Origin of the sequence: Hymenobacter sp. 5516J-16 (assembly GCF_022919335.1) — a bacterium.
GTDB classification, from domain to species: Bacteria; Bacteroidota; Bacteroidia; order Cytophagales; family Hymenobacteraceae; genus Hymenobacter; species Hymenobacter sublimis.
Window position 1 is genome coordinate 838,774 of sequence record NZ_CP095058.1, and the last position, 21,664, is coordinate 860,437.

At 60.9% G+C, this 21,664-nt stretch carries 17 protein-coding genes and 5 pseudogenes; 11 read left to right on the top strand and 11 right to left on the bottom strand.

Features of this window, described 5'->3' with window-relative positions; all coding sequences use genetic code 11:
- Positions 1-11: 11 nt before the first annotated feature.
- The 8 genes and pseudogenes from MUN84_RS04070 to MUN84_RS04110 all read right to left on the bottom strand — a co-directional run bounded on the left by MUN84_RS04070 (position 12) and on the right by MUN84_RS04110 (position 7,846).
- The gene (locus tag MUN84_RS04070; protein ID WP_244696763.1) at positions 12-1,700 is read right to left on the bottom strand and encodes an ABC1 kinase family protein; all 1,689 of its coding nucleotides are present in this window, start codon (positions 1,698-1,700) and stop codon (positions 12-14) included.
- A 164-nt stretch (positions 1,701-1,864) separates the two neighbouring features.
- A complete protein-coding gene (locus MUN84_RS04075; RefSeq protein WP_244696764.1) occupies positions 1,865-2,413 on the bottom strand; it encodes a phasin family protein in 549 nt (182 codons plus the stop codon).
- A gap of 160 nt (positions 2,414-2,573) precedes the next feature.
- Positions 2,574-3,499, bottom strand: a pseudogene (locus MUN84_RS24410) (alpha/beta hydrolase).
- Positions 3,500-3,615: 116 nt separating this feature from the next.
- A complete protein-coding gene (locus MUN84_RS04090; RefSeq protein WP_244696766.1) occupies positions 3,616-4,089 on the bottom strand; it encodes a hypothetical protein in 474 nt (157 codons plus the stop codon).
- Positions 3,993-4,784 (bottom strand): hypothetical protein, encoded by a 792-nt coding sequence (locus MUN84_RS04095; protein ID WP_244696767.1) that lies wholly within the window; start codon positions 4,782-4,784, stop codon positions 3,993-3,995. The genes MUN84_RS04090 and MUN84_RS04095 overlap by 97 nt, the downstream gene beginning before the upstream one ends.
- Before the next feature lie 193 nt (positions 4,785-4,977).
- Positions 4,978-6,273, bottom strand: coding sequence for an aspartyl protease family protein (locus tag MUN84_RS04100; RefSeq protein ID WP_244696768.1), 1,296 nt, complete (start codon positions 6,271-6,273; stop codon positions 4,978-4,980).
- An 83-nt stretch (positions 6,274-6,356) separates the two neighbouring features.
- A pseudogene (locus MUN84_RS04105) lies at positions 6,357-7,429 on the bottom strand (o-succinylbenzoate synthase).
- Between the two features lie 180 nt (positions 7,430-7,609).
- Entirely contained in the window at positions 7,610-7,846 is a 237-nt protein-coding gene (locus tag MUN84_RS04110) for a KGG domain-containing protein (RefSeq protein WP_244696769.1), read from the bottom strand.
- Between the two features lie 259 nt (positions 7,847-8,105).
- Here MUN84_RS04110 and egtB point away from each other — a divergent pair, with 259 nt between their 5' ends.
- The 5 genes and pseudogenes from egtB to MUN84_RS04135 all read left to right on the top strand — a co-directional run bounded on the left by egtB (position 8,106) and on the right by MUN84_RS04135 (position 14,592).
- Entirely contained in the window at positions 8,106-9,404 is a 1,299-nt protein-coding gene (gene egtB / locus MUN84_RS04115; protein ID WP_244696770.1) for an ergothioneine biosynthesis protein EgtB, read from the top strand.
- Positions 9,405-9,519: 115 nt separating this feature from the next.
- Positions 9,520-11,728, top strand: a pseudogene (gene egtD, locus MUN84_RS04120) (L-histidine N(alpha)-methyltransferase).
- A 99-nt stretch (positions 11,729-11,827) separates the two neighbouring features.
- Positions 11,828-13,204 (top strand): MATE family efflux transporter, encoded by a 1,377-nt coding sequence (locus tag MUN84_RS04125; RefSeq protein WP_244696771.1) that lies wholly within the window; start codon positions 11,828-11,830, stop codon positions 13,202-13,204.
- A 121-nt stretch (positions 13,205-13,325) separates the two neighbouring features.
- Positions 13,326-13,895 (top strand): DUF922 domain-containing protein, encoded by a 570-nt coding sequence (locus tag MUN84_RS04130; protein ID WP_244696772.1) that lies wholly within the window; start codon positions 13,326-13,328, stop codon positions 13,893-13,895.
- A 364-nt stretch (positions 13,896-14,259) separates the two neighbouring features.
- Positions 14,260-14,592, top strand: a complete 333-nt coding sequence (locus tag MUN84_RS04135; protein ID WP_244696773.1) for a tRNA-binding protein — start codon at positions 14,260-14,262, stop codon at positions 14,590-14,592.
- On the opposite strand, the gene MUN84_RS04140 is transcribed toward MUN84_RS04135, so the two are convergent.
- Positions 14,589-14,987 carry a DUF4296 domain-containing protein gene (locus MUN84_RS04140; RefSeq protein ID WP_244696774.1) on the bottom strand — a complete coding sequence of 133 codons (399 nt, stop codon included), beginning with the start codon at positions 14,985-14,987 and terminating at the stop codon, positions 14,589-14,591. The genes MUN84_RS04135 and MUN84_RS04140 overlap by 4 nt on opposite strands.
- A gap of 37 nt (positions 14,988-15,024) precedes the next feature.
- On the opposite strand from MUN84_RS04140, the gene MUN84_RS04145 reads away from it, so the two are divergent.
- The 6 genes and pseudogenes from MUN84_RS04145 (at position 15,025) to MUN84_RS04165 (ending at position 19,404) form a co-directional block, all read left to right on the top strand.
- Positions 15,025-15,924, top strand: a complete 900-nt coding sequence (locus tag MUN84_RS04145; protein ID WP_244696775.1) for a DUF58 domain-containing protein — start codon at positions 15,025-15,027, stop codon at positions 15,922-15,924.
- A 64-nt stretch (positions 15,925-15,988) separates the two neighbouring features.
- Entirely contained in the window at positions 15,989-16,930 is a 942-nt protein-coding gene (locus tag MUN84_RS04150) for a hypothetical protein (protein WP_244696776.1), read from the top strand.
- Positions 16,931-16,963: 33 nt separating this feature from the next.
- The gene (locus tag MUN84_RS23520) at positions 16,964-17,269 is read left to right on the top strand and encodes a hypothetical protein (RefSeq protein WP_317239104.1); all 306 of its coding nucleotides are present in this window, start codon (positions 16,964-16,966) and stop codon (positions 17,267-17,269) included.
- On the top strand, positions 17,269-18,012 hold the full coding sequence (locus MUN84_RS04155; RefSeq protein WP_317239105.1) for a VWA domain-containing protein: 744 nt from the start codon (positions 17,269-17,271) through the stop codon (positions 18,010-18,012). Before MUN84_RS23520 ends, MUN84_RS04155 begins: the two co-directional genes overlap by 1 nt.
- Before the next feature lie 222 nt (positions 18,013-18,234).
- Positions 18,235-18,897 (top strand): YggS family pyridoxal phosphate-dependent enzyme, encoded by a 663-nt coding sequence (locus MUN84_RS04160; RefSeq protein WP_244696777.1) that lies wholly within the window; start codon positions 18,235-18,237, stop codon positions 18,895-18,897.
- Between the two features lie 130 nt (positions 18,898-19,027).
- Positions 19,028-19,404: pseudogene (locus tag MUN84_RS04165) on the top strand (DUF423 domain-containing protein).
- 140 nt (positions 19,405-19,544) lie between these two features.
- Here MUN84_RS04165 and MUN84_RS04170 read toward each other — a convergent pair.
- Together MUN84_RS04170 and MUN84_RS04175 are read right to left on the bottom strand one after the other, a co-directional pair.
- Positions 19,545-20,018 carry a DUF1573 domain-containing protein gene (locus tag MUN84_RS04170; protein ID WP_244696778.1) on the bottom strand — a complete coding sequence of 158 codons (474 nt, stop codon included), beginning with the start codon at positions 20,016-20,018 and terminating at the stop codon, positions 19,545-19,547.
- A gap of 199 nt (positions 20,019-20,217) precedes the next feature.
- Positions 20,218-21,641 (bottom strand): annotated as a pseudogene (locus MUN84_RS04175) (ATP-dependent RecD-like DNA helicase).
- Positions 21,642-21,664: the final 23 nt, after the last annotated feature.

The window sequence follows — 21,664 nt, forward strand, 5'->3', positions numbered from 1 at the left end:
TGTAGACACTTCTACTCTCCACGCCGCTCGTTCTTGGTACCCAGAATAAACAGAATGAGGAGCAGGAAAGCGGCTACTCCCAGGCTGTACCACGTAACTACCGGTAGGCCGCGGTGGTAGGGCATGGAGGCGGGGTAGCGGCCCAGCAAGCTCAGGCCGGCAAACACAATCATGGCTACGGCTACGGCCGCCAAAATTCCCCGGCTGACTAGCTGGTCAGCTTTGCGCAGGAGCAGTTGGTAGCCGCTCAGCTCCACGCGCACCCGCAGGTCGCCGCGGGAGATTTTGCGCATGATTTGCCGGACGTCGGTGGGTAGGGTTTGCAGTAGGGCCAGCAGTTGGGTACCGGTGTACAGGGCCTCGTTCTGGATGTTTTCGGCCGAATACTGCTCGGCAATGATGCGCGTGCCATAAGGCCGCACGAACTCGAAGGTATTGAAGCGCGGGTGCAGCACCTTGCCAATGCCTTCCAGAATCACGAGGGCCCGCAGAATTAAAAACACGGCGCCGGGCACCTGCAGCTTGTAGCGGTAAATGACGCCTTGCAGGGAGTCGGCCAGGTCCGACATGCTCATTTCCTTGACATCGAGGGTCGCAAAATCCTCGATTAGTTGGGCCAAATCAGCCTCGAAGGCGCGCATATCGGGGATTTCCGAGGTTAGGGCCAGGCGGCGGAAGTTCAGGGCCATGCCGCGCGCATCCTGGCGGGCCATGCCGATGAATACGCCGGCAAAGGCATACTTCTGCTGCTTGGTCAGGCGCCCAACCATGCCGAAGTCGATGAGTACCAGGGTACCATCAGGGCGCACCAGCACGTTGCCGGGGTGCGGATCGGCGTGAAAGGCACCAAATTCGAAAATCTGGGTCAGGTAGATGTCCATGCCGGTTTCGGCCACTTTCTCCGGACTCAGGCCCCACTCCAGCAGCTGCGGTTTGTCGGTAATCTTGCAGCCGCTCACGAACTCAATTACCAGGATGCGGTTAGTGCTTAGCTCCCGGTAGGGCCGCGGGATGTAGAACGTGTCATAGTCCTCGTAGAGCTTGCGGAACTGCTCCATGCTGCGCGCCTCGGAGGTGTAGTCCAGCTCCTTGGTCATGCTCCGCTCGAAGGCATCTACAATGTCCTGGGGATTGTTCAGGCCCTGGCGGCGCAGAAATGGGGCCGTCAGGCGCACCAGCTCGTGCAGCAAACTTAGGTCGGTGCGCACTTTTTCCTGTACGTCGGGGCGCTGCACTTTCACCACTACCCGCTCGCCGGACAGCAGGCGGGCTCCGTGCACCTGCCCAATGCTGGCCGAGCCCAAGGGCACCTCATCAAACTCCGTAAACACCTCTTCCAGCGGGCAACCTAGCTCCTGCTCAATAATCTGGCGGGCCTGAGCTACCGGAAACGGCGGCACGTTGCTTTGCAGCTTCTCAAACTCGTCGATGAGGGGCTGGGGTAGCAGGTCGGCGCGGTTGCTCAGGGCCTGGGCCAGCTTGATAAAGGTAGGCCCCAGCTCCTCGATAATCATGCGAATGCGCTGCCAGCGTGTGGTTTCAAACACGGCCTGCTCTCCTTCCTGCCACGAGCGGCGCCGGCCCGGCGGCACCAGTCGCCGGAGGGCCGTGCTGGTTACCACATCCTCAAAACCGTAGCGAATGAGCACTTCGGCCACCTGCCGGATGCGCGTGAGGTTGGAAATGGTGTTTTTGAACATGAAGCGCAAAATGAGCAAGCCTGGCAGCTACTACAACCCGCTGCCACCGCCAAAGTACTAGGTTAGCGGCGGAGAGTTGATACACCCAGCCTCCGACGAAGAAAGATAAAAACCCCAGCCATGCTGCATGACCGGGGTTTTCAGATGAGCGTTTGGCCGATCAGCTACGAGAGCTGGCTGCCGCTGCTTGAGGTGTTGTCGTTGGGCGAAATGGCTTTCTTGGCGGCCGTTTTGTTGGCCTTTTCTTCCTTGCTTTCCGGGGTGCTTGCTTTCTTGGGCTTGCTGGTGGTGTTACCGCTTTTGGCGCTGGTGGCTTTCACGGCCGCTGCGGTTTTTGCGGCCGTGGTGGTAGCCTTCACGGAAGTGGAGCTAACCTTACCGGCCGCGGGTGAGGTAGCGGCCGCGTCGTCAGAAGCACCCGCGGCCTTCGACTTCGAGCCGCCTTTCACCGTGCGCTTCAATTCTTCCACGTCGGCATTGGTCGCAACGCCGGCGGTTTTCATCAGGCGGGAAGCCAGGCCTTGAAACTGCTTTTCCAGCTCCTGCCGCTTGGTATCGGTATTTTTCTTCAGCTCGTCCATGATTTTGGCGCCCTCCTGCTCCGAGAGTTTGCTATCCTGCACCAGCTTGTCGATGGTGCTCTGCACCCGGTCGTTGGTGAGCGAAACGAGGCCCACGCCAGCATTGATGAACTTCTTAAACAGATCTTCCATAGAACTAAGGAGTTAGAAAATGAGGGTGAGAATGAAGAGAATACGCAAAAACCGGAGGTACAACATCGTGGCCGGGGCCATCTTTTACCACTCCTCCCCTGGCAATGCTGGACTGGCAGCAAGGTAGCGGGCAGTTGTAGTGCCGGGCCAGAGGTAGCATTTACGCCGCCTTGGCCACTTCGGGTGCCGCCCACACCTGATGGGTGAAATCGGCTACCCGGCGCAGGGCGACGCGGGCCTCGGGCAGAAAGCGCCAGAACAAATGCCACCAGTGCACCAGTCCCTCGAACACCTGCAGGGTTACGGGCGAGCCGGCCGCACGCGCCTTTTGCACAAACCGGAGTACGTCGTCGCCCAGCACCTCAGCGTCGGAAATCTGGATGAGCAACGGGGGTAGGCCGTGCAGTTCAGCCCGCACCGGCGACACCAACGGATGCGCAAGAGACGCGGCTGCCGCATAAAGCGGACCCCATCCCCTGATTTCCAAGGCTTCCAGCACCTGGCTTTCCTCCTGACACACGCGCCGAAGCACACTAGTTGGCAGCACCAAATCGGTCCAGGGGAAAGGCCAACGGCGGCGGCAGGCAGGGGTTCCTGGTTGGCTCGCAAGGCCAATAGCAGGGCCAGCGCCAAGCCGCCCCCGGCCGAGTCGCCGGCCACAATAATGTCAGTGGCGGCGTAGCCTTGATTCAGCAGCCAGCGGTAAGCTAGCTGGGCGTCGTCGAGGGCCGCTGGAAAAGGGTATTCAGGGGCCTTGCGGTAGTTGATGGCCAAGGCGTTAACCCCGCACTGCTGGGCCAAAGCCCCGATTAGGGCCCGGTGCGTGTTCAGGGAACCCAGCACGTAGCCGCCGCCGTGCAGGTACAGCAGTACCCGCCCCGGCGTAGCTTCGGCCGGCTGTATCCATTCGGCGGCCATGCCGTCCACGTCTGCATCTTTAAGAAACACGTTCCAGGGCATGAGCTGACCCAAGGAGGCAACTTCCAGGGCCAGACGCATAGCTGCCAGTCCCGGCCGGCGCCGGGCTAGTGGCCCCGTGGCGGCGGTAAGAAGTTGCTTTAAAAGTACATGCTGCGTGGAGGGCATTGAATAACGAACGATTAGGTAGTGAGGTAGCCCCCGTCAGATTACGTGGCCCGCCCGACGCAGAACCAACTTGTGCTCATTACAAGGGTGGCCCAGACGTGGGAGCAGGTGCCCATTCACTTGGCAGGTTGGCTTTTCCCGATTCGGTGGCCTTTGTAGCCGCGAATGGCAATGGGAATCCACCCTAATACGGGAATAAAGAAGGTGAGGGTGAACGGATTGCGCCACAGCATGCGCCAGTAGGCACCGGGCCTGCGCAAATCCAGGGTGAAGTCGCGGCGGCCGTTGTGCACGTACTGGCGCTCAAACTCCCGAAACAGCGCCGGCCAGGCCCAGGGCAGGAAAAACGGGAAGTAGCGCCAGTTCTCCTTGATGCGCTGCCACAGCTCGGCCCAGCGGTAGGGCTGCTGCCCGTATTGCTGCACGGCGGCGTCCAGCTCCGTCTGCATCCGGTCCCGAATCTGGCCCGACAGCTCTTCGTATTCGGGGCGGGTTAGCTCGGGGTAGCCTTGTTCGTCAGCTCGTAGGGCCGGATGCGCTGCCCCAGCACAAAGGTGAGTTTGGCGGGAAACGCCATGTAAAAAAACCACGGCTGCAGCAGCACCAGTAGCAGAATTGGTCCCATCGGGATAAAGGGAATACCAATTTTCTTGCTTAGCCGGTTCACCCAATCCCAGCTGTAGGCGTGAGGATTCAGGTACTCGCCATTGATGGTGTAAAAGGGCACAATATCGGTGCGGTGCTCAATGCCCAGGCGCACGATGCTGGTAGCTAGGCGCTGCAGCTGATACTTGCGGTTGAAGCCCTTGCCGATGCCCGCCACTCCCTCGGGATAGAGCATCAGGTTATGCTTCTGGTAGTACATCATCGTCTCGAAGTTGAGCGTAGTAGCATCCACACAGCCGCACTTCTTCCAGAAGTTTTTCACCAGAAACGGATTCATCAGTACCGATTGGGAGAGCATGGGCGCCGACAGGGGCCGGGGTAAATCGGAGAGGTTGGGTAGGCGGCGCCACAGGTGCGACAAGGCTACCATGGCATCCCAGGGGAAAGCCATACCGGAGTGGTTGGAGGCAAAAATCAGGGGCCGGTCGGGCCGGTTGCGCTGCGGGAAATTCTCGAACCCCACCAGTTTCGAGCGAAACCAGACCCGGTCGAGCAGCTGAAGAATGTTGCGGTCCAGGGTTTCCACGAAATTTTCGTCGAAATAATCAGAGTAGATATGCTGATTCGCCTGGATGGCGGGTGGCACCTGAAGCTGCGCGGCAGACAAGGGGTAAGCCATGCGGAAGAAATGGGCGGGCGTGGGAAAGCAACCGGAATGGGGCAGCTTCTAATGTACGGATTTTGACGAGCGAAGCCGACGCGTGCAGCGGGCTGGCTCCGGAGCGTTTACGCCCCGCCGGGGCAGATGGCTGCGCTCCAGCCCAAATAGCTGGGTTTTGGTTCTGCGCCGGGAGTTGCTGGGCTGGGCCGCGCTAGATCTGCCGTTTCAGGCGTACGGCCGTCGTGAACAGGTCGCCGGTGGAGCGACGCACCACAAATAAGAGGGTGCGGCCGTCGGCTGAATGCAGGAGCCGGCTCAGCTGGGTTAAGCTGATGGCATCACTGGGCAGCAGATTAATGGACAAAATTTCGTCGCCGGGCCGAATGCCGGCCTCAGCCGCCGGGCCGCTCGCATCTACGCGCAGCACGCGGTATTGCCGGTAATTTGGGCCCGTCGCTAGCACCTCAAACCCGCACATGTCGTGCTCAAACGGGTCGCGGAAGGTGAGGTTGGGGCGGAGCAGCAGCTGGTTGTGGGCGTAATCAATGATGACGGTAAAGCGCTTAAGCAGTTCAAACCCCAGGTTGCCATTGCGGGGTACATCGGCCCGCATGGCTACATCAGCCGCGTCAGGAAAGGAAGTTAACAGGGCCGGCACCCGGTAGCGCCCCAGTTGCAGGGCCGGTACGCGCCCCAAATACCCGTTGATATTGCCGTTGAGCCCGCGCCCGAGTTGGGTGCGCAACCGGGTAGGCGGCACGGCCAGGCGCGCGTCGGAGGTGGTTTCAACCGACAGGGCGTGGCCGGCGCCGGTGTCGAGTACCAGCTTTAGGGGTAGACTCAGGGAATCATTCAACTGGACGGGCAGCGTAACGTAGGGTTTGCGCCCCTCCATGTCCAGGGGGATGCGGGCCCAGCGCCGGCCGCGCGGGGCGCGAAAGGAGGCTGGGTTGTGCAGGGTAATTAGTTCTTCGGCGGGGTTTACCTCCACCACAAAGCTCTGAAAAACGTCGGAGCCCAACAGGCCGTGAATGGGGATGCCCACGTAGCCGGACAGGTTCAGCACATCATCGGAGAGCATCAGAAAGGGCAGGGCCGGCGCTTCTGCCTTGCCCGGCAGGCGCACAGCCACGGCCGGTATGTGAAACGCCTCCAGCGGATTTTCCTCCCCGGCCCCGGCAACCAGGAAGCGCCGGCCCACCGATAGGTTCAACTCCTGGCCCAAACGCGGATCGGTTATCAGGGAGGTGTTGATGCCCGTGTCCAGCACAAAGTTGAAGGGCCCTTTGTTGTTCAGCCAGATTTGTAGCACCATCAGGTTGCGTTGCAACAGGAAGGGTACATGAACCCGGTGCTTCTGCTTGCCCGCCAAGTGAAACGAGGCAGACTGGGCCCGCACCGGTTCGGCGCTCAAGCAGCACCCCAGTACCAGGGCCAGCAGCATACGGATTCCTACCGCCCGAGCGCGGCCCGAAAACAGCAGAAAAGCGCAGACTAACACGAACATAGGGGTGGGAAGGTGGGCCTGGTAAGTTAACCAAAAATCCTATTCCGTGCACCCGCTACCTAGGCTTTGTTGTCAACAAAAACTCAGCCTTCTGGCCTCTCCCACACGCCCCGCGGATTGTAATAGAGCTGGCCCTCCTGAATGCGCAGGGGCGCGGCCACATTGTTATGATACAACTGGCCGGTGCCCAATCCCTGCGGAAAACCGGGCTGGGCGCAGCTGCTAGCCAGCTGGCTCACGGCGTTCAGCCCCACGTTCGACTCCAGGGCCGAGGTAAGCCACCACCCAATGCCCTGAGCCTGGGCCCGGGCGGCCCAAGTTTGGCTGGCTTGGAGGCCACCAACCAGGGTAGGCTTCAGAATCAGGTAGGCGGGGCGGGTTTGTTCTAGCAAGGCTTCCTGCTGGTCGGCTTCCGTCAGGCCAATCAGCTCCTCGTCCAGGGCTACGGGCACCGGCGAGTGGCGGCACACCTCGCGCATGGCGGCCCACTGCCCGGCCCGGATGGGCTGCTCAATGGAGTGCAGCTCGAAGCGGGCCAACTGTTCCAGCTTGTGCAGGGCTTCGGTGGGGCAAATGCGCCGTTGGCGTCCACACGCAGGGTCAGGCGCTCGGGCCCCGCTACCATCCGTATTTCCCGCAGCAAGTCTAGCTCCGTGGCGAAGTCGAGGCTGCCAATTTTAAGCTTCAGGCAGGTGTAGCCTTCGGTCAGCTTTTTTTCGATCTGCTCGCGCATAAAAGCCGCCTCACCCATCCAAATCAGGCCGTTGATGGGTATGCCAGCCTCGCCCCGGCTAAAGGCCGTGTTGTAGAGCAAGTGGCGGCCGCCGTGCTGCAGGTCGAGGACAGCCGTTTCCAGGGCGAAGCGTAGCGCGGGCCACTCGGGGCCTACCAGTTCGGCGGCTTCCTCGGGTAACAGCTCCCGGAGTTGGCGGCGGTTGAACTCCCGCACGAATCCTTCCAGAGTAGCTTCAAAATCGGGGCGGTAGTCGGGGCTGAGGCCAGCCAACGGGGCTGCTTCGCCCAGGCCTTCCACCTGAGGCTCGGCCGAGTCGTGCAGGTGCAGGTAGTGCGCTACATGCTCGGTAAGGGCTCCGCGGGAAGTCCGGGCCGGAAAATTAAAGTGCAACACGCGGCGGGAAAGGCGGAGCTGGAGCATGGCAAGGCAAACAGGGTGGCAGGTACAGAACGGCTAGGAGCGGCAATATACGGCCCACCCCGCGGCGGGGTAGCCCCCACGGCAAACGCCGCTCCGGCATCGGAAGCCCGATGCCGGAGCGGCGCTATAAAAGCGACGGAGCTGGTAAAACCAGCTCCGTCGTTGTCCTCAGTGGTAAGCTTATTCAGCGGCAGTGCCCTGCGTGCCGCGGCCGCGGCTTGCTTGGCCCCCCTTACGGCCAGCAGCCCGGGCTTCTTCTGAGGTAAAACGATGACCCCGACCGCTCTGGTGCGAGGCGCGGCCGCCCTCGCTGGCAATGCGGCGCTGGGTGGCGGGGTCCATGGCGGCAAAGCCCCGCGGACGCTTTAAAACGGGCGTTTCAGTGGAGTTTGTGCGATTGGCAGATTTGGTGTTCATAGCTCGTGGGGTAAGTGTGGAAAGGAATACTCAGGTCGAAAAGTGTTCTTTTTACGGCCTGAGGTAACTCAAGATGCCGGAGAAATGGCCAAAAACCAATTTGTAATTGTAAAATACCGCTTTGTACTGAGGAGCTGCCCGTAATTATACGCGGCCCTTACGTCAAACACGTACCGCCGAGCTTACGCACCATCTGGCCGCAAAACTACCCGCCCCGTTTGCCGTTTAGCAGGAGTGCTAGCCTCTCACTTTTCGCCTCATGAACCTGACTTCTGCTCCCATACATGCCGCCGCGGCACCCCCTGCCCCGGCTCTGCTCAGCCGGTTTCGCGCCGTGCGGCAACAAACCGAGGCCCTGTGCCGCCCCTTGCTGCCCGAGGATACCGTGGTGCAGCCTGTCATTGATGTGAGCCCTCCAAAGTGGCATTTGGCCCACACTACCTGGTTTTTCGAAACGTTTCTGCTGCGGGAATACCTGCCGGGCTACTCAGTTTACCACCCCGACTACGCTTTCCTGTTCAACTCCTACTATAACTCCCTGGGCTCCCGCATTAACCGCGCCGACCGCGGCACGTTGTCGCGCCCGCCTTTGCAGGAGGTGTATGCGTACCGAGCTTTTGTAGATGGGAAAATGGACGAGCTGCTGGCCCTGCAAGACACGCTACCGGCCGCGTTTCAGGAACTCTTTGAGTTGGGCCTGCAGCACGAGCAGCAGCACCAGGAACTGCTAGCCACCGATATCAAGTACATTCTCAGCACTAGTCCGTTGGCTCCGGCCTACCAACCGGCGCCATCCTTGCCAACGGCTACCCCACCGGCGCCGCCTGTTAGCTGGCTGCCGGTGGCGGGCGGGATTCACCGCATTGGGTTTGCTGGAGAAGGGTTCTGCTTTGACAACGAGCAGGCCCCGCACGATACTTACGTGGCTGATTTCGAGCTGCAAAACCGCCTGGTTACCAACGCTGAATACCTAGAGTTCGTGAAGGCCGGCGGCTACCGCGACTTTCGCTACTGGCTGGGGGAGGGCTGGGAGCTGGTGCAGCAGCAGGGTTGGGAAGCTCCTCTGTACTGGGTACTGCGCGACGGGCAGTGGCACCGCTTCACCCACCACGGCCTGGTACCCGTGAACCTAGCCGCCCCCGTGACGCATATTAGCTTTTACGAGGCAGATGCCTACGCACACTGGCGGGGCTGCCGCCTGCCCACGGAGCAGGAATGGGAAATTGCTGCCCGCCAGTTCGGGGCCACGCCCACGGGCACTTTCCTTGAAAGTGGCCTCTACGACCCGCAACCTCTGGCCCCAGATGCCCCTGCCGACCAGTGCCACCAGCTCCTCGGCGACGCCTGGGAGTGGACTTATTCGGCCTACCACCCCTACCCCGGCTACCAGCGCGCGGCCGGCGCCCTGGGCGAATACAACGGCAAATTCATGCTTAACCAGCTGGTACTGCGGGGCGGCTCCTGCGCTACCCCCCAAAGCCACATCCGCCTCACGTACCGCAACTTCTTTCACGCCGACAAGCGCTGGCAATTTACAGGCATCCGGCTGGCCCGCTAATTCCGGCCGCCTGCCACCGCACCTTTCCCGGCACTGCTTGGCTACTGCTCACACGCATTGTTCTACTTTGCGCCCGGCGGCCGGCACCCGGCGTCTCCTTTCCCTCGTCTCTGCTATGCGTTCTGCTCCTGCTTCCGCCCCTGCCCCTGCCCTACCCCCAACCGACACCTCTACCGCCGCACAAGACAGTAGCGCGCCCACCCCGGCCAGTGCCTTGCAGCAGCACGTGCGAGCGGGGCTGAGCCGGCCGTTCAAGGCGTTATCGTCCATGTATTTCTATGATGACGAGGGTAGCCGGCTGTTTCAGCAGATTATGGCCCTGCCGGAGTACTACCCCACCCGCACGGAGTTTACCCTGCTAACCCAGCACCAAGCCGCCATTGGAGCCGCCCTGCGCCCGCAGGAGCCCACGGAGCCGTTTTTCCTGCTGGAGCTGGGGGCCGGCGACGGACTAAAAACCAAGATTCTGCTGCGCCATCTGCTGGAAACCGGAGCTCAGTTTACCTACGTGCCGGTGGATATTTCGGAGGCTGCTTTGGCGGGACTGGCTGCCAGCTTGCGCGCTGAGCTGCCTACCCTGCACGTAGAGCCCGTAGTGGCCGATTACGCCGATGCGTTACGGCTCATGGCCAGCCGGCCGGGCCGCAAAGCGGTGCTGTTCCTGGGTTCGAACATCGGCAATTTTCTCCCCGAGGACCGGCACCGCTTTCTGCAGAATTTGGCCCTACCTCTCACCCCCGACGACCGGCTGCTGGTAGGCTTCGACCTGCAAAAGGACCCGCGGCTTATTCGGGCGGCCTACGACGACAGCCAGGGCGTAACGGCCCGTTTCAACCTGAACCTGCTGCGCCGCCTAAACCGGGAGCTAGGCGCTGATTTCGACTTAGCCCAGTGGCAGCACTACACGGATTATGACCCGCTGAGCGGAGCCGTGCGGTCCTTTCTGGTGAGTTCCCGGGCCCAAACGGTCCGGTTCGCTACCCTGAATTGGGCCGTGGACTTTGCCGCTTGGGAAATGATTCACACCGAAAATTCCTACAAATTCACCCGCTCCGGCATTGCGGCTACCGCGGAGGCGGCGGGCTTTACGGTGCAGGAGTTTTTTACCGATGCCCAGGACTATTTTGCGGATGTAATTCTGCAACCTACCCCTGACTCCGTCCTTGCCAGAACGGCAGAGGGGTCGTTTAATTTCGCTATGTCCGCCACTTCTGCCCCTGATGTAATTAGCCTAGCCTCCGGTTATGGCTCGTTTTCGCCCCCAGCTGTGGCTACGGCAGCCGCCCTGCACCTGCTGCAGGCAACTGGGCCGCTGCCCGTGGCTGAGGTGGCTGGTTTACCCGAGTTGCGGGCAGCGCTAGCCGAGTTTTACCAGCAGGCCGGGGCGGATCGGGTTCAGCCCGAGCAGGTAGTCGTGACGGGCGGCACCAAAGCGGCGCTATTTGCCCTGCTGCAAGCCGTTCTTCGGCCCGGCGACGAGGTGCTGCTGCCCACTCCCAATTGGTTTGGCTTCTGGGAACTAGTTGCGCGGGCGGGGGCACCGTGCGGGTCCTACCTCTCAATTCAGCCGATAACTATACCCTTTCGCCCGAAACCTTGCGGGCGGCCCTCACGCCCCGAACCCGCTTGGTGCTTCTTTCCAACCCGAACAACCCCACGGGCCGGGTGTACTCGCGGGCGGAAATAGCGGGCTGGCTGCGTGTGACGCAGGACTTCCCCGACCTGTTCGTGCTCAGCGACGAAATCTATAACGGCATTACGTTCGGCCCCGAGCCAGTGCCTACCCTGCTCAGCTTCCCCGACCCGCACCAGCGACACCTGGTGGTAAATGGGTACAGCAAGTCTCTGGCCCTGATTGGCTGGGCATTGGCTACTTGGTGGCTCCCCAGGCCATAGCCCAGGCCTGCGTGGCTAAGCTGCATGCTACAGGTAGCGCCGTGCCAGTGCTGCAGCAGCACGCTGCCTTGGCCGCCACACATAACGCCTCTGCTATTGCTGGGGGCTTGGTTGAGAACCTACAGCCTGCTCGCCACCTAATGCAAACGGAGCTAGGCCTGCTGCCCCAGGTGCCCCCGCCGCAAGCCGAGGCGACCTACTACTTTTTCCCGGATTTGCGCGCCTACCTGCGCCCTGAGCTGGAACCCGCTGCCGCCTCCGCCGAGCTGGTAGCTCGCCTGCAGGCAGCTGGCATAGCAGTGGTGGATGGCGCAACTTGCGGCGCGCCGGGCTTCGGGCGGCTATCCTATGCGGTGCCCATAGCCCAGCTAGAGCAGGCGCTGGAGCGGCTGCGCGCCGGGCTGGGCGCTCCGTTTGCTGCCAGGTAAGCGGCCGACGCAGTCGGCCGACCGGCCCCACTATCTGGAGGAGGTATGAAAGGTTCGGGAACGGGAGGTTGTACCTTTGCTGCTTCTTGTTGCTGCCGTATGTCTTCCCGCTCCTCGCTTCGCTCCCACCTGCTGCCCACCCTCGACTTAGCCTATCCCGTGATGCTCAGCCAGCTGGGTCATGTGCTGGTAAACGTCTGCGACGGGATGGTGGTTGGCCAGACGGGCAAGGTTCCGCTAGCCGCTGTTTCGCTCAGCGTCAACGTGAACACTGTAATCATGGTCCTCGGCCTGGGCCTGACCATGGGCATCACGCCGCTGGTAGCCGCCGCCGATGGGCGCCGCGACGTGGCCGGCCTGGGCCGGCTGCTGGTGAACGGGGTGTGGCTAAGTCTGGCGGCCGGCGTAGTGCTGGCTTTGTGCGGCCTGCTAGTGCCCACGGTGCTGCCCTACCTCAACCAGCCCGCTGAGGTAGTAGCGCTAGCCACGCCTTGGGTGCGCGTCCTGTTTCTCTCACTCCTACCCCTGATGGTGTTTCAAGGCTTCAAGCAGTTTGCCGAAGGCCTTGGGCTTACCCGCCAGGCCATGCTGCTTTCCATTCAGGCCAACGTGCTGAACGCGGTGCTCTGCTACGGGCTGGTGTTTGGCAAGCTGGGCCTGCCGGAGCTGGGCATGATGGGCGCGGCCTGGGCTACCCTGCTGGCCCGCGTGCTCATGGCCGTACTCATGGCCGCCTATGTGCTGCGCGCCGTGCGCCTGCGCCCCTACCGCGAGGCTGCAGCCCGCAACCTGCGGCCCGATGCCACCGTCCTGCGCCGCCTCCTGGGGCTGGGCTCACCCATTGGCGTGCAGATGATGTTTGAAATGGGAGCCTTTAGCTTTTCAGGTATTATGATTGGCTGGCTGGGCGCCACCGACTTAGCCGCACATTATATTGCCATCAACGTGGCATCCGTTACCTACATGGCGGCCAGCGGCATTGCGGCGGCGGCTACCATTCGGGTGGGCAAGCACCTGGGTAGCCAGGATGCCCACGGGGCCCGGCAGGCTGGGCTGGCGGCCTACCTGCTCACCTTCATCTTCATGAGCCTGATGGGCGTGCTGCTGGTAGTGGGCCGCCACTCCATCCCGCCGTACTACAACCACGACCCCGCCGTAGTGGCCCAGGCGGCTTCTTTGCTGCTCATTGCCGCCGCGTTTCAGGTTTCCGATGGCCTGCAGGTGGTAGGGCTGGGGGCGTTGCGGGGGCTGGAGGATGTGAAGGTGCCCTCCGTGGTGGCGCTGCTGGCTTACTGGGCCGCCGCCCTCCCCCTAGGCTACGTGCTGGGCTTCCGGCTGGGCTGGGGCGCTACGGGCGTGTGGGTGGGCCTGCTTACGGGCCTGAGCCTGGTGGCTAGCGTGCTGCTGCTGCGTTTCCGACGCCGACCGGTACTAACCGCTGCCCCCGTGAACGAAGCGGCCCTCGCCGCGCGTTAAGCAGCACAGCCAGAAGCTGCTGCCCGACCAGAAACAACTCACCAAGGTGTACAAGGTGCGGGTGCCGGGCGTAGGTTTCTGCCAGCTGATTATCTTTTCTCGTTAGCTTCTTTAGCGCTACATGCTGTTTCCTCTGTCGCTGCCCTTGTTACTGAGTTTTTTTACCGCCGGGCAAGGTCCGGCCGCGGCGGCCCCGGCCGCAAAGCCGGCTCCGGCCAGGCTTGAGTGGCGGGCCGACCGGCAGCTTACCTGGGAAGACTTCAAGAGCCGCCCAACCTCCGACCGGCTGGCGGCGCTTACTTCTTCCACCATTGACGCCAAGGTAGGCTGCGTCGATTACGTTTTCTCGGCTCAGGTACAGGCGGTGTTCGTGCCCACCGAGTCGTGGGTGCGCGACCCCAAACGGGCCACCCCGGCCCTGTTGCGCCACGAGCAGGTGCATTTTGATCTGACGGAGGTGCACGCCCGGCTGCTACGCCAGAAGCTGAGCTTAGTCAAGTTCGACTGTGAAAAGCTGCAGCCGGCCTTCAGCAACATCACCAAAATGGCCTTCCTGACCTGGCAGCGCGAAGAAGCCCGCTACGACCAGGAAACCAATCACGGCCTGAACCTCCCTCGCCAGCAAGCCTGGGAGCAGCAAGTGCAGCAAAAACTCCAGCAGCTACAGGCCTTTGCCCTGGTGAAGCAGTAAAATAGTAAATAAGTGAATGAGTGAGTTGTCAAGGCGAGCAGAGCGACGCTACCCATCCTCGCATTCAGATATGTCATGGCGAGGGCGCCGAAGCCATTCCTCCCCTCCCTATGACAAGCTTTCTAGCCTGACAAGCCCTTACTTCTGTGCTGGAGGTAAGGGCTTGTCACATGTCAGAGGGGTAGCACGTTGGCCAAGTTGGGTGGCTCCGTCGTGCCTCCGCGTCAGGATAGCGTAGCGGCGTTAATTTCTTTGTTACGTGAGTAGTTGCACTTTGCCGCTTGGGTTTTCGCTGCCCATAGCGTAGTTGCTTTACGCTGCTACCTCACTCAATCACCACTCCATAATTTCACAACTTCACCATATGCTAACCTGGGCTGAATTTGAACGCGTTGATGTGCGGGTCGGGACGATTGTAGAGGCGCGGGAATTTCCGACGGCCCGGCGGCCGGCCTACCAGCTGCTCATTGACTTGGGCCCCGAAATCGGCCAGAAGAAGTCCAGCGCCCAAATAACGCATCATTACCAGCCGGCCGAACTACTAGGGCGGCAGGTGCTGTGCGTCGTGAACTTTCCGCCCAAGCAAATTGGCAAGTTCCTTTCCGAGGTGCTCGTTACCGGAGCCGCTGATGCGGAGGGCCACATTGTGCTGGCCACCGTGGCCGGGCCTGTGCCCAATGGCAGCCGCCTAATTTAGTTGCGGTTGATTACGGGTCCTTGGGGCGTGCCAGCGGGCTGCAGCTTGGCTTCGCGCAGGGCCAGGCTATCGACCACCGCGGCGTAAATTTCATCCAGGTCCTTATCGTGGATGGCGTAGTAGCGGTAGCTCTGCGTGAACGAGGAATCGTTGACCTCGTAGCGCCAGTACAGATTTTTTTGGGCTACGTGAAACAAGGCCCGCGCTGAGTCGGTGGGCAGGCCGGCGGCGTCGGTACGGGCTTCCAGCGTGTGGAGCTCAATGAGCAGGCGCACCATCTTTTCGCGCGGAATCAGCTGGCGCGGGGGCGCTACCTCATCCGGCTTCTGGCAGGCCGTTACCAGCAGGGTTAAAGCGCCCAGCCACGTCATCACACGAAACGAATATTTTTTCACAGCGGCAAAGTTAGGAGGAACCCGTAGTTTAGTCTAAATGAAACCCGCCGATTCGCCTTTCCAGCACCTCGTCCGCAAGCTTCGGCAAATGGAAATCCGCATTCTGAAGGCGGTAGATGCCCAGCTACAGGGCGATTTTCATTCCGTTTTTAAAGGTACAGGCCTGGAGTTTGATGATGTACGGCTGTATCAGTACGGCGACGAGGTGCGCGCCATTGACTGGGCCGTTTCCAGCAAAGGGCACGGCACCTTCGTAAAAACCTACAAGGAAGAACGGGAGCAACAGGTGCTTTTATTGCTCGATGTCAGCGCCTCCCAGCAGGTAGGAGCTGCGGCCCGGCGTAAGATTGACGTGGGCCGGGAAATTTGTGGGGTGCTGGCCTTGGCCGCGGCCCGGCAAGATGCCCAGCTCGGCATTCTGGCTTTTTCCGACCAGAAGGAGCTGTACCTGGCTCCCGGCAAGGGCATTCGGCACGCCTATTCGCTAATTAAACGCCTGTTTGAGCTAACCCCACGCAGCCGCCACACGGCCGTGGCGGGCGGCATTAAGCAGGCCCTGGGACTGCTCAAGCGCCGCACCATTGTGCTCTTGATTTCTGACTTTATTGATGCCGAATACGAGCGGGAGCTGACCATGCTGGCCCGCAAGCACGACCTGATTGTGCTGCAACTGCTGGATCAGCGGGAGCGGGAGTTCCCGCCCTTGGGCATCATTCCGCTCCACGACCAGGAATCGGGGCGCACGGTGTGGGTGAATACATCTTCGGCCGCCTTCCGGGCCCGCTACCGCGCTACCTACGAGCAGAACCGGGAGCAAATCGGCCAGATCTGCCGCCGCCACCGCACCGAATATCTGTCCATTGCCACCGACACGGATTTTGTACCGCAGCTGGTGCATCTGTTCCGGCGGCGCAACCAGCGTGGGGGTCGTGGGTAAGGTGCTCCGCTTGCTTTCTGAGCAACCAAGTGGCACTGCTGCCCGAGCCGTACTACTGGGCCTCGTGCTGGGGTTACTACCACAACTAACTGCGGCCCAAGCTGCCCCAGCGGCTTCCGAAGCCCCCACTGGCCGGTTTCAGCGGCCTACCGTGCGCGTGGGCGAGGTAATTGACTACGAGCTTTCTTACCAGCACGGAGCCACCCTGGAGGTCATCTTCCCCGATTCCGCCGCCGATTTCAGCCCCTTCGAATACGTGGGGCGGCGCTACTACCCCACCCGCACCCGCAAGGGCCGCAGCCTCGACCGGGCCGTGTACCGCTTGCGCACCTTCGCTCTGGACTCCGTGCAGACGCTGGTACTGCCCGTAACCGTGCTCAGCGGCCGCGACACGCTGCTGCTGCCCACCGCCCCGGCCCAACTCCGGCTGGTGCGCACCGCTTCTACCCCCACCGGCGCCGGCGAAGCGCCCGTGCTGCGCCAGAACTTGCAGCTGATGCCCGTGGAAACCCAGTTCAACTACCCGTATTGGCTGGCGGGAACCGCGCTGCTGTTGCTGCTGGTGGGCGCGGTGGTGCTGGGCTTCCGGCGCGGGCTGCGCCAACGCTACCGGCGCTACCGGCTCCGGAAAAATCACGCCTACTTTCTGGCCCAGTACGCCCGCCACGTGGAGCGCTTCACCTTGTCCCGGTCCCTGACCAACATGGAGCGCGCCATTACGCTCTGGAAAAACTACCTCTCCACGCTCGAAGACTACAACATCACCAGCCTGACCACCCGCGAAATTGTGGCCCACTACCAGAACGACGCCGACGTAAGCTTGGCCCTGCGCCTGGCCGACCGGGTTATTTATGGCAACCAGTTTTCCGAGGACGATACGGAAACCGACCTGGCTTTTGAGTTGCTGCGCAGCTTTGCCGAGCGGCAGTACACCCACGTATTGCGTCAGCTAGGTGAGCCCGTGGCTGCAGGCACGGCGCGGCGGCCCCAGGCTCCGGCGGCTTAGCCGCCAGACCGGCCGAATCACTACTTTTGCCTCATGCCGCAGCTCTGGCCCGATGTATTGGCTCCCGTGCTGGATAGCGTGCGCTACGCTACCCTGGCCAGCTATACCTGGGAGCAGCCCCGCCTGCTGCTGCTGCTGCCGCTGGTGCCCCTGCTGTTTGTGCTACGCTGGGCTCTAGCTCGCCGGCACCGAGCCAAGTTGGGGGTAGCCTTCGTGGCCGGCCAGCTCCCGCGCGACTGGAGTACGGTGCTCCGCTTTCTGCCCGACGTGGTGCTGGCCCTGAGCATGGGCTTTGCCATTCTGGCCCTAGCCCGCCCCAGCGCACCGATGAGCGGGTAGTGCAAAGCGGCGAAGGCATTGATATTCTGCTGGTGCTGGACGTGTCGGGTTCCATGGAGTTGCAGGATTTGCGCCCCAACCGCTTGGAAGCCGCTAAGCGTGTAGCCCGCGGATTTATCGACGGGCGCCAGGGCGACCGGATCGGGCTGGTGGTGTTTGCCGGCGACGCCTACTCCCTGGCCCCGCTCACCACCGACTACGACCTGCTGCGTGACAACCTCCAAAGCTTGCGCCTGGGCATGATTGCCAACGATGGCACGGCCATTGGCACGGCGCTGGGTGTGGCCACCAACCGCCTGCGCGACTCCCGCTCCCGCAGCAAAGTATGCATCCTGATTTCCGATGGCGAAAACACGGCCGGCTCCCTCGACCCGCTCACGGCGGCCCAGCTAGCCCACGCCTACGGCCTGAAGCTCTACACTATTGGGCTGGGGCAGGACGGCGTGGTGCCCTACGGCACCGACGAGACGGGCCGCACCACCTACGTTACAACGCGCCTGGATGAAACTACCATGCGGCAAATAGCCCAGGCCGGCGAAGGCCGCTTTTTCCGCGCTACTGACAACGCCGGCCTGCGCGAGGTTTTCACCCAGATTAACCGCTACGAGAAGTCCGAAATCAAGCAAACCCGCTACCGCAACACCCGCGACTACTACCGCATCTACCTGTTCTGGTGCCTAGGGCTGTGGCTAGTGTGGCTAGGTTTGAAAAACACCTTCCTTACCAATGCGCTGGAAGACTAAATCACGGATTGAAGCAGCTTAAAACGGAGGTACTCGGATTTCATGAGGGGCGCAGTTGAGAGCTAAACCGTAGGCTGCTTGCGTGGCTTTCTCTTTACCAAGTTTTATAAGAACTGTCCAGCCCTGATGCTGTTTTGCTAGTCAAAAGCCATTGTCGGCGCAGGCATGTAGCTTTGTCGTCCACAAAATCCGTGTACCTCTGTATTTAATCCGCTTCAATCCGTGATTCGCGACAACCTACACCGCATTCAGCAAGACCTTGCCGGCACGGCCGCCCGACTAGTGTCCGTCACGAAAACGCATCCGGTAGAGCGCCTGCGCGAAGCTTATGAGGCCGGAGCCCGCATCTTCGGCGAAAACCGGGTGCAGGAAATGGCGGCCAAGCAGCCGGAGTTACCTGCCGATGTGCAGTGGCACCTGATTGGGCATTTGCAAACCAACAAGGTCAAGTACATTGCCCCTTTTGTGCACACCATTCAGAGCATCGACAGCCTAAAGTTGCTGCTGGAAATTGAGCGGCAAGCGGCCCGGCACAACCGCGTGATTGAGGGGCTGCTGCAGTTTCATATTGCCGCCGAAGAAACCAAAACAGGTTTGAGCCTGCCGGAAGCCGAGCAGATGTTGCAGTCGGCGGAGTTTCGGGGGTTGCAGCACGTGCGCCTGACCGGCGTGATGGGCATTGCCACCAACACCCCGGATGAGGACCAGTTGCGCCGGGAGTTCCGGCAGCTTCGCGGCTACTTCGACAAGCTGAAAGCGCTGTACTTTGCTGATAATGAGGCGTTCCGGGAAATTTCCATGGGCATGAGCTCCGACTACCCCCTAGCCCTGCGGGAAGGCAGCACGCTTATTCGGGTGGGCAGCGCTATTTTTGGCTCCCGCTAACGAGTAGCTTACCGTTGTCAGGGAGTAGTGGTTGCGTAGCCGACAGGAGTACTAGTCTGACAACCAACAACCAGTAACTGACAACAATAACCACCGGTTCACTACCACTTAACACCTCCAACAGACTCCTATGACGGCTCGTCTTATTCTTCAATTGGCAGCCCTGCTCGGGGCTTTGGGCGTGGGCATCGGGGCATTCGGGGCGCATGGCTTGCGCAAAATGCTGGAAGCATCCGGCCGCTTCGAAACGTTTGAAACCGCCGTGCGCTACCAGTTTTACCACGCCTTGGCTTTGCTGGCGGTAGGCATTCTGCTGCACGTAAAGCCGGAATTGCGCAGTCTGGGCACGGTAGCCTGGCTGTGGCTGGGTGGCGTGCTCGTGTTCAGCGGCTCGCTTTACGTGCTGTGCCTGACGGGCATTACCAAGCTGGGGCCGTTACGCCCATCGGGGGCGTACTGCTTATTGCCGGCTGGATTGTGCTGCTGCTGGCCGCCCGCCACGTATAGCGCAAGATGCTGCCCCAAACAAAAAAGGCTTGCCGAATGGCAAGCCTTTTTGCTTTCTGTACCGAAGCGCACTGCTTAGGAAGCCTTTCGCTTGGCTTTGATTTTATTGTCGCTGATTTTGGTTTTCTGCTTGGCTTCTTTCACGTCAGCGGGGGCCGATACGTCGGAGGAAGCGGGGCTACGTTCATGGCCGCGGCGGCATCTTTCACGTCGCCCACCAGCGACACCATGGCGTTACCACCGGCCGAGTTAGACTCAATGGTCAGCACTTTATTTTGAATGCCCATTTTGCCGGCCGAATTGAACTTGGCCGTAACCGTGCCCGATTTGCCAGGCATTACGGGTTCCTTGGTCCAATCGGGGGTAGTGCAACCGCAGCTCACGCCGATGTTGGAAATCACCAGGGGTTGAGTGCCTACGTTCTTGAACTTGAAGGTGTGCTCTACCACGTCGCCGGTTTTGATGGAGCCGAAGTCGTACTTCATTTCCTCAAACTGGATTTGCGGACCGGCCACCTTGGTTTGGGCATTGGCCGGCTTCACGGCTGCCGTCTGTGCCTGGGCCGCCAAGCCCATTACGGACAGCGAAAGAGCAAGGAAAAGTGCTTTTTTCATGGAATGAAAGCTTGAATGCGTTGGAGGTAAACAAAAATACGAGTTTCGGGGCCCGAGCCAAGTTACGTGCCAGTTTTCACCTGCGCCCCTGAAGCTGACGTGAAGAACAACAGCAACCCAACAAGGTTCCGTTCTTTTTCAGCCTACTTCTGTCCTTCCGAGCATTCTGCGCATCAAGTAAAACGCTCAGAAGGACACTTCAGTCCTGGGTTTCGTCGGCGAGCAGTTTCTTGTTGAAGTTCAACAGGAACAGCTTTTCCGAAGAACGGGTAACGGCCGTGTACAGCCACCGGGCAAATTCGCTGTTTACCATGTCCTCCTTCAGGAAACCGTGGTCTACGAAAACGGCCTGCCACTGTCCGCCTTGTGCTTTATGGCAGGTAAGGGCGTAGGCGAATTTTACTTGCAGAGCGTTCAAAAAGGGGTCCTTACGCATAGCCGCGGTCCGCTCCTTTTTGGTTTCGAGGTGGGCATAGTCGGCACTCACGGCGTCGTAAAGGGCCTTGTTTCGGTCGGCGGGCAGGGCCGGGCTTTCGGTGTGCAGGGTGTCGAGCAGGAGCTTGATTTCCATGTCGGGCTCATCGGGGTAGTCCACGAGGCGCACCCGGGCATCGGCGAAGCGGAAGCCGAACTCCTCGGTAAGCCGCACAATTTTCACTACCTGCACAAAGTCGCCGTTGGCCAAAAACCCAATTTCTGAATCCTTGGGCAGCCAGTAGTAATTGTTGCGCACCACCATTAGGTAGTCGCCCGACTCAATTTCATCCTCGGCCTCAAACAGGATGCGCCGGATGTACTGGTTGTACTGATTGGCGTTTTTGTTGGAGCGGCAAATGATGGTGCTGTTCTCGTGGCCGAAGTTCTTGTACGCCCAGCGCAGACCGTCCTCGAGCTTGTCGCCGCCCATGGCAAAGATGTCGGGGTAGCCTTTGGTGAAGAAGGTGATTTGCGGGTGTTCCTCGCGCAACTCCTCCCGCAGCACCGTGGCGTTCATCAGAATACCCGACTGCTCGGCCTGGCGCATCACCTGGCGCAATTCCACCGAGTCGACCTGGGCGCGGAAGCGGTGGCGCAGCAGCTCGGCGTCGAGGGCGGGGCTGAGCAGCTGGCCCACCGGCGGCAGCTGGGCCGTGTCACCGATGAGCAGCAGGCGGTTCGAGGTTTTCTCGAACACGTAGTTCATCAAATCGTCGAGCAGGCCGTTTTCGCCAAAAGCCTTTTCGTCGGAAATCATCGAGGCTTCGTCCACGATGAAGAGGGTATCCTGGGCGCGGTTGGGCTGGCGCTGAAACGAGAGGCCTTGGCTGGGCGAACCGCTGGTTTGGCGGTAAATCTTCTTGTGAATGGTGCTGGCCGCTACCCCGAGTAAGTGCTCATTACCTTGGCCGCGCGGCCGGTAGGAGCCATCAGCACGTACTTGCGGCCCATGCGGTGCAGCCACTGCACCAGGGCGCTAACCACGGTGGTTTTGCCCGTACCGGCGTACCCGCGCAGAATAAAGGCCTTGCGCCCCGGCAGGGCGTCGCCCAGAAAGCCATCCATCTGCCGAAACAGCGTAGCCTGGTCCTGGGTAGGTTCGTAGGGGAAATAATCGCGGACGGAGGGAGTTCTAACGGAGAGCATAGGGGTGTATTCGGGTAACAAAG